Source organism: Clostridioides sp. ZZV15-6597, assembly GCF_020657815.1.
Taxonomy (GTDB): Bacteria; Bacillota; Clostridia; order Peptostreptococcales; family Peptostreptococcaceae; genus Clostridioides.
Map to the genome: position 1 here is coordinate 66,720 of NZ_JAGWCT010000007.1, position 9,606 is coordinate 76,325.

General features: G+C 27.4%; 4 protein-coding genes, 1 tRNA gene and 1 rRNA gene. All 6 read right to left on the reverse strand.

The genetic code is table 11. The features are described 5' to 3' along the window. Positions 1-32: 32 nt before the first annotated feature. On the reverse strand, positions 33-2,252 hold the full coding sequence (locus KGF52_RS03120; protein WP_227839110.1) for an ATP-dependent helicase: 2,220 nt from the start codon (positions 2,250-2,252) through the stop codon (positions 33-35). After that, entirely contained in the window at positions 2,245-4,161 is a 1,917-nt protein-coding gene (locus tag KGF52_RS03125) for a hypothetical protein (RefSeq protein WP_227839111.1), read from the reverse strand. The genes KGF52_RS03120 and KGF52_RS03125 overlap by 8 nt, the downstream gene beginning before the upstream one ends. A 246-nt stretch (positions 4,162-4,407) precedes the next feature. Continuing rightward, complete coding sequence (locus tag KGF52_RS03130; RefSeq protein ID WP_227839112.1) at positions 4,408-6,432, reverse strand: N-acetylmuramoyl-L-alanine amidase; 2,025 nt, start codon at positions 6,430-6,432, stop codon at positions 4,408-4,410. A 535-nt stretch (positions 6,433-6,967) separates the two neighbouring features. Continuing rightward, the gene (locus tag KGF52_RS03135; protein ID WP_227839113.1) at positions 6,968-8,989 is read right to left on the reverse strand and encodes an N-acetylmuramoyl-L-alanine amidase; all 2,022 of its coding nucleotides are present in this window, start codon (positions 8,987-8,989) and stop codon (positions 6,968-6,970) included. Between the two features lie 268 nt (positions 8,990-9,257). Then, positions 9,258-9,374, reverse strand: a 5S ribosomal RNA gene (rrf, locus tag KGF52_RS03140). Between the two features lie 8 nt (positions 9,375-9,382). Further along, positions 9,383-9,456: transfer RNA gene (locus KGF52_RS03145), tRNA-Gly, on the reverse strand. Positions 9,457-9,606: the final 150 nt, after the last annotated feature.

The following is a 9,606-nucleotide window of genomic DNA, read 5'->3' on the forward strand; positions in this document are numbered from 1 at the left end:
AACTTTATTTTTTAATAACTATTTATTATATATTAATTTGACCTTTTCTCAATAATATGTCGATTCAGCCTTCTTAAATAGACACATGGTTTCTGTTCTTTTCTTTTATTTCCTATATCATTTTCATCTCTATAAGCACTCCCTGAAAGTACTAACATCTCCTTTGCCCTAGTGATTCCTACATATAAAAGTCTAATCTTCTCATTTATAGAATCAATTTTAGTTTGATAAGCGTAATCAGTTGAAATACTCCCTTTTAGTATAGCTTCAATTTCTGACTTAATAATAGCCATTGGGTTTTTGTATTTTTCTTTTAAGTACCATTTATCACTCTGAAATTTCTGAGTAATATTGTCAGGAAAATTATATTCAACAAGACCTAATAAAAACACACAATCCCATTCCATGCCCTTTGATTTATGATAATTACATAGTGTTATGCTGCCAGGTTCTGGCTCATATCCATTTATCTCATAAACTACATCTATTATGTGATTAAACACCTTATTTTTAACATCAAATAGAACATTGTAAACATCCTCTAAGTCCATATATATATTTTCCGAAACTAAATACTTTATATAAAAAGATATATAATCTAATACTGCTTTATCCTCTTTTTCTAAGTTAAGCTTTTTACCAATAAATAGTATCAGCAGGTCTAACCTTATTATTGGGTATTCTAATATCTGTTTTATAATATCTATACCATCTTTAAAACTTGTATATATATTGCTTTCCTCATTAATTTCTAGTGGTTCAAATTTATCTTTATTAAATTTAAAATCATATATAATTTCTTCTGTTGTATAGTTTTTTAATCCATCTAAAAAATTCTTTTCTTCTATTTCATTATCTGTATTTATAAAAACCTTATCAAGTACGGTTATTAACTTTTCTATATCATCGCAGTTTAGCATAAAATCTATAATAGAAGCTATGTTATTTATAACCATCCTTTTACTTAAAGAATTTGGACCCAATTCTTCAAATGGTAGATTATACTCTCTAAGTTCCTTAGCAACTTGTGTAACTTGTTCATTAAATGGAACTAGTATCCCTATACTCTTATCTGGATATTTCTTTTTTATACCTTTAACATATTTAGCAGTTTGTTCTATTTCATTTTTCCAACTATCATACCATTTTACATTTATATTATAATGCTCTGGATTAGGGTTTTCTTTATATCCCACTCCAGTTGGAACAGTTTTTATTTGCATATCCTCAAGAGCATATCTACATTCTTCTTGTTTAAATTCTTTTGTGACATATTCTACAAGTGTATTTGCTAAATCTAGTATATCTTTTGAACTTCTATTTGACATATCCATCCTATAACAACACTTTGCATTTTTTATAAATGCTTTAAAAAACTTAGGGTCTGATGATGAAAATGTACCTGTTATACTCTGATTTATATCTCCCACTCTAACTAAATTATTGTTTTCACTCGATATAATTTTTATTATATTCCCTTGTATTTCATTTGAATCTTGACATTCATCTTCAAAAATATATTTATATCTAGTTTGGAATTTTTTTCTAAGTCCTTCATCTAAGCTTAAAGTTTTTTCTGCTAAAATTAATATATCATCATAATCTAGCAAGCCATTTTGCTTTAATTTTCTATCATATAATTTGTATATTGGCAAAATCACTTTAAGCATGCCTTTGTGTCCTCTTGATAGTATCTCTTCAAGCTTATCTGGAGAAATTCCCTTGTATTTAAGTTCACTTATAGCATTTCCTGCAAATTCAAAAAAACCTCTCTCCCAAGCTTCGAGAGTTATCTCTTTCCATCTCTCATCTTTTTGCTCTTTTAGAAACCATCTAAATGCTCTTTCTCCTCCATCAAATCTAAATTTATTTATACATTCATTTAATATAATACTTTTTTGTAAATCATCAGCTATATTAAAATCCTCACTCAACATTACTATTTCGGGTTTTTCTTTTATTATTTTTACAGCTAGACTATGTATAGTCATTACTTCATATGAGTTAATATCGTTTATTTCGTTTTCTTCAAGTATTTTTTTTATTCTACCTTTAAAATTATTTACAGCACTATTCATATATGTAAGAACTAATACTTTCCCACCTTTATGTTTCTGTTCAAGTAGTAGTTTAGCTACTAAATTTGTTATTATAAATGTCTTTCCAGCCCCAGGAACTGCTGGAACTGCCATAGTTCCATCCTCATAATTTATTATTGGTATTTGGTCTTCTCTATAATTTATATTAATCATAAATTTTATCCCCTTTATGTGAGAGTTTCAAAAGTATACCATATAGCATACTTTCTTGAATATAACCATTAATTGTGTATTCACTCTTATATGCATAAACTTTATTTGCACTTAACAATAAATTATATATTGTATTATATAGATAGTATTTCTTGTAGTACTCTTCGATTTCATTTGTATAAATTTTTTTCTCTTCAAAAGATTTTCTAAGTACAATTAAATTACTTATATCTTTTTCTATTTTCATATTCCAAGAATTACTTCCTATATCTACCCATATTTGAATACTTCTATCTATATTTGATGATATATATGAATAAGGAGTCGCTATTACTATTTTATCTTTGCTTTTTAACTCTTCTATATCAATAACAGAATAATAATCATTTATTGTCGTCTTTAAAGCTTCTATAAAAATCTTTTCCTCTTTCAATCCAAGTAGGTCTGCACTTTCACTAAATGATTCACTTTCAGCTATTATTTGTTTACATAGGCCAACATTCTTTTTACCATCTTTTAAATTTAACATTTTATCTATATAAAACTGAATTAAAAATTCATGTATTTTTATGTCACTTTTCTTCTTTTCTTCAATATACTGTAAAATATCACGATATTGATTATATCCTTCTATTTTATCAACTTCTAAATGCCTTGTCTCTTTAAAAATCTTAAATGCTTTTATTCTGTTTATGTCTAAAATGGTCTCTAAAAAACTTATATATTCTTCATCTTTTATAAAGTCTAAATATCCATAAAATATGCAAGTAGCAACCACTAGAGCATTTCCATATGGATAATCTATAGCTTTTTTATCTTTTTTAGTGTTAAAAACATCTATATTTCTTTCTCTCAAAGAATCCTTAATTTGATACTCCAATATTGTATTGTTTATAGGTGATATAATTGCTATATCTTTTGGAGATATCCCACTTTCTATAAGAGTTATAACCTTTTCACTCACTAAATCTAACATTTCATTATACAGTTGACTTGATTGATTTAATTCTATACTTGAAGGTAATAAATATAAATCTTCTATTTTTATATTACTTTTTTTAAAGTTAACTTCTTCTTTAAATTTAATTTTAGATATTATCTTTTCATTTATATAATCCATGTCAATATTGTTAAACACAGAATAATCTTTACTAAAATCAAAGAATATATAGCTTTCTAATACATTACTTGATACCTTTTCAATAAAATCTACTTCTGCATTACTTGAATTTTCAAGACTATCAACTATTATATATCTCAATTCTTTAAGTAAAATTTTTAAATAAAATTCATCATTAAGAAGGTAATTATTATATAGATACACACTCAATGCATTATCTAACATTGAATTTGAAAGTAATGTATTTATGTAATATGATATAATTTCATCCATCTGAGTATATGAAAATCTATAGATACTATTTCTATTTTTCTTTGATGAATATATTTTTTCTCCAATAAAATCAAAGTCAATTAAATTAAATGCTGACTTATTTATATTTGTAATTATACTTTTTGCGATTGATTTATTTGTTCCTGTGATATCTTCAAAATATCCTTCTTTCACTCTTTTTTCCTTAACTTTTTTAATTATTAAATATTCACTTAAACTATTTGATATAAATGTTGGAGATATAGATTTTTTATTTATTCCTTCACATTTTTCTATTATAAGTGCCCAGTATTTTAATAATTCTTTTTTTACAAATCCTATATATGTTGTTATTTTTAATTCTTCACTATAATCTAATTCTAATGACCTCTCATATCTTATTCTAGTATTGTTATTTGGTACTAATAAAATAATACTTCTTGAGTTATTTTCAGTTCTATCTAACAATTCCTTATATTTACCTAAGGATTCATTTTCATCTTTTTTTAGACTGCTTTTTTTAAATAAATACTCCACATAATCACCTTCCTTAATTAAATTAAGTGTATATTATCTAATTATATCATATTGTGCATTTCTCAAAATACAATCAAATTATTGCATTTAACTACAAAAAAGACCATATATACACTGTTATGCATTCGTATATGCAACAATGTATATATAGTCTTTATATATTTACACACCCATATTTCAAATTATAGCTTTAATATAAACTCACAATCATAAATTTATATTAAATTTTAAGCACTCTATTTGTAATTACTTTAATGATTCTTCTATTCCTTTAGCTATTTGTGTGCCCATTTCTTTTACTTTTGCAGGTGAATTTACTAACTTCATATCACTTGCATTATCCAAAAATGCACATTCTACAAGTACTGCTGGCATATTATTAGTTCTTAAAACGTATAAATAATCTTTTGTAGGGTCATCTTTAAGTACTTTTGTTTTTATCCCTCTATTTTTAAGATTAAACTTCTCTAAAATTCTATTTAATATGTTTGTAGCTACAGTTTTAGTGGTTCCACCATTTTTATCTTTAAGCTTATAAAATACTTCTACTCCACGACCTTGTTTATTAGTAGAACCATTATAATGTATACTTGTAAATAAATCTGGTTTCAATGAATTAGATAGAGCAGTTCTACCTCCAAGTGATAAAGTCTTATCTGTATCTCTAGTCATAATTACATTTATACCTTTTGAACGTAAATATTCAGTTGTTGCAAGTGAAGTATTTAAAGCATAATCTTTTTCAAGGGCTCCTCCAAATGCTCCACTTACTCCAGGTGCTGAACCACCATGTCCTGGGTCAATCATAACTGTCTTTGCTCCACTATTAGTTTCTGGGTCTGTTGGTGTTGTATTATGCTTAGATAATGATGAAGCTATAGAATTCATCACCTTAGAAGTCAATCCGCCTCCTATCTTATACACTTTATTAGCAGACTTAGCTTCTAAATTATCCTTATGATATGCAGATACATATGTCTTTGGTGTTATAAGTATTGGAGATTTTAAACTAGCAGCTAATGGCCCTGCTGCTAAAGCATCAACAAGTACATCTGATTTAGCTACTAAAACAGCTTCTAATTCATCTTCTGTATAGAATTTTTTTATTACATTTGCATTTGTTTCATGTCTATCTGCTCCAGATACTCTATTATTAGCAACATTATCCTTAGTTATATCATTTACCTTATTGATAACATTTGTTGATATCATTTGAGAACCACCTATAAAGTAGGCACTTTGTAAGTCCTCACTCTCCAGCCATTTATATGTAATATTTGTAATGCTATCTTTATCAGTCACTATAATCGGTTGCTTATCCTGACCTGCTTTTGCTGCTATAGTAAGTGCATCTAGTTCTCCTCCATCCTTACCATTTGTTATATACACTTTATCTACATCGTGATTTTTATCTATTTCTTTTGCTATCAATAGAGATGTCTCATATCTATTTGAGCCATTTATACGTGTTTGATTAGAATCTACAGCTGATTTTATCTGATTAGCACTAGTTTTAGAAATAGAATTCTCATCTCCAATTATAATTATATCTTTAGGATTTAGACGTTTTAATTCTGATTTTACACTATCAGGCATATTATTTTTTTCAACCAAAAGTATTGGTGCATTATATGTAGTTGCTAGTGGAGTTGATATAATACCGTCGATACTTACATCTCCATTTATTATAACTACCTTATCTGAACCATTTTTCCAGCCATCTTTACTTATTTTAACTGCTGTTTCATATCTATCACTTCCTGTAAGTTCTGTAATAGGTGCAGAAGTCTTTCTCAAATATTTATTTACATCTTTTCTTGAAGTTATATCTTCAATTATACATTCCTGTGTTACATTGTAGTCTTTTAAATTTAATCCCATATTTTCTAAATCTTGTTTGTTTAAGGTTTTAGGATTATTTGCACTGTTTATTCTTATTCCTTGTAACTCCCACACATTTTGATATTCTGGATCTTGATTATAATTGATAGTTCCTTCATATGACCCAGTTGATTGATTGTAATTTAGAGTTGTATCTAGTGGCATGTCATAGCATTTATATTTTAATGTAATGCTATCAGCATCTGGCTTTTCTTTAAATTTCACACTTACTTTTGATGTACTTCCTAAAACTATACTTTTTTTCTCCAAATTTATATTTAAATTATCATTATTTTCCATAGCATTAGACTCAGTAGCAAATGCCATTGTAGGTGCAACAATTGCCATTGAAAGAATTCCTGTTGTTAATAATCTCGTATTTTTTTTCATATTAATCTCCTTACTTAACATAGATTTCTACCTTGCTTTTTTAGTCTTTTTAATTTTTTAAAACACATCAAAGTGTGTATGCCCCAAATTTGCAAAAATTTATTAAAAATTAAATTACAAAAAATAAACAATTACAAAAAATAAACAATTACAAAAAATAAACACAATTAAATATATTTAATCATTTCTACTATATCATTTATTACCAAAAAAATCTATAAAAGACAAATAAAAACATATAATGATTATATTTTGTAGAATTTTATACCAATTTTTTGTAAGTCAATAAATATTGTTCAAGTCCTCGACCTATTAATATCGAGAAGTTAAATACATTGCTATACTCGTACCTTAATCCTATCAAGCAGAACTTAACTACAAAACAGACTATGTATATGCTATTTGCACTTATATATGCAAAAATCTATACATAGTCTTTATTAATAATAGAATTATATTTTTATTTTATGAATTTAAACTAAATCTAAAGTCATAAATTAATTTATGCTGAGTTTTTAAGTATTTTCATTATATACTATTTTAATGACTCTTCTATACCTTTACCTATTTGTGTACCCATGTCTTTTACTTTTGATGATGTATTTAATAAACTCATGTCCTTTTCATTATCTAAAAATGCACATTCTACAAGTACAGCTGGCATATCATTAGTTCTTAAAACATATAAATAATCTTTTGTAGGGTCAGTTGATAGTGTTCTTGTTTTTATTCCTCTATTTTTAAGATTGAATTTCTCTAAAATTCTATTTAATATGTTTGTGGCTACAGTTTTAGTAGTTCCACCATTTTTATCTGCAAGTTTATAAAATACTTCTACTCCATTTCCAGTTGTATCAGATGCATTATAGTGTATACTTGTAAATAAATCTGGTCTTAAAGAATTGGATAAGGCAGTTCTATTTCCAAGAGATAAAGTCTTATCTGTATCTCTTGTCATAATTACATTTATTCCTTTTGAACGTAAATACTCAGTTGTTGCAAGTGAAGTATTTAAAGTATAATCTTTTTCTTTAATTCCACCTAATGGTTTACCTGTAGTTCCAGTATCTGAACCACCATGACCTGGGTCAATCATAACTGTCTTTGCTCCATTATTAGTTCCTGGGTCTGTTGGTGTTGTATTGTGCTTAGACAATGACGCTGCTATAGAATTCATTACCTTAGAAGTCAATCCGCCTCCTATCTTATACACCTTATTAGCAGATTTTGCTTCTAAATTATCCTTGTGATATGCAGATACATATGTCTTTGGTGTTATAAGTATTGGAGATTTTAAACTAGCAGCCAATGGCCCTGCTGCTAAAGCATCAACAAGTACATCTGACTTAGCTACTAAAACAGCTTCTAATTCATCCTCTGTATAGAATGTTTTTATTACATTTGCATTTGTTTCGTGTCTGTCTGCTCCATATACTCTATTTTTAGTAACACTATCTTTAGTTATATCATTTATTTTATTGATAACATTTGTTGATAACATTTGAGGACCACCTATAAAGTAGGCACTTTGTAAATCCTCACTTTGTAGCCACTTGTATGTATCATTTGTAAGACTGTCTTTATCACTTAATATAATTGGCTGCTTATCTTGACCTGCTTTTGCTGCTATAGTAAGTGCATCTACTTCTCCACCATTTGCATTTGTTATATATACTTTATCTACATCATGATTTTTATCTATTTCTTTTGCTATCAATAAAGATGTCTCATATCTATTAGAACCATTCAAACGTGTTTGACTAGCACTTACAGTTGATTTTATTTGATTAGCAGTAGTTTTAGAAATAGAATTCTCATCTCCTATTATTATTACATCTTTAGGATTTAGACGCTTTAATTCTGCTTTTACACTGGCTGGTACATTGTTTTTTTCAACTAAAAGTATTGGTGCATTATATGTAGTAGCTAGTGGAGTTGATATAATACCATCAATACTTACATCTCCACTTATTATAATTACTTTATCTGAACCATTTTTCCAGCCTTCTTTACTTATCTTTACTGCTGTTTCATATCTATCACTTCCTGTAAGTTCTGTAATAGGTGCAGAAGTTTTTCTCATATATTTGCTTACATCTTTTCTTGAAGTTATGTCTTCAATTATACACTCCTGTGTTACATTGTAGTCTTTTAAATTTAATCCCATAGCTTCTAATTCTTGTCTGTCTAAAGTCTTAGGATTAGTTGCACTATTTATTGTTATACCCTGTAATTCCCACACATTTAAATATTCTGGGTCTTTATTATAGTTGATTGTTCCTTCATATAATCCAGTTGATTGATTGTAGTTCAGAGTTGTATCTAGTGGCATGTCATAGCATTTATATTTTAATGTAATGCTATCAGCATCTGGCTTTTCTTTAAATTTTACACTTACTTTTGATGTACTTCCTAAAACTATACTTTTTTTCTCCAAATTTATATTTAAATTATCATTATTTTCCATAGCATTAGATTCAGTAGCAAATGCCATTGTAGGTGCAACAATTGCCATTGAAAGAATTCCTGTTGTTATTAATCTTGCATTTTTTTTCATATTAATCTCCTTATTTAACACAAATTTCTATTTTATTTATTTTTTGTCCTACTTACTGTTAGAATTGCTTTTAAAACGTATGTCAAAGTGTATCTCCCAAAAATTTTAAAGAAATTTATAAAAATAAACTTACAAAAAAACAAAAAAAATTAAATATTTAAATATTTAATTATATTCACTATATCATTTATTGCCAAAAAAATCTATAAAAGACAAATAAAAACATATAATAATTACATTTTTATAAAATTTTATACAAAAAAAGATTACGTGGCTACGTCCTACTCTCCCAGGCAGTTTCCCACCAAGTACCATCAGCGCTAGAGAGCTTAACTTCTGTGTTCGGAATGGGAACAGGTGTATCCTCTCTGCTATTGTAACCACATAATCTTTTGGAGCGGGTGAAGGGGATCGAACCCTCACAGCTGGCTTGGAAGGCCAGAACTCTACCATTGAGCTACACCCGCATTAGATTTTTATAACTAGTAAAACCAGTTTCTTTAAAGTTAACACTCTAAAAACTACATATATATTTTAATCAATGAACATCAAATAAATATTGGTCAAGTCCTCGACCTATTAGTATCGATAAGCTAAATACATTGCTGCACTTACAC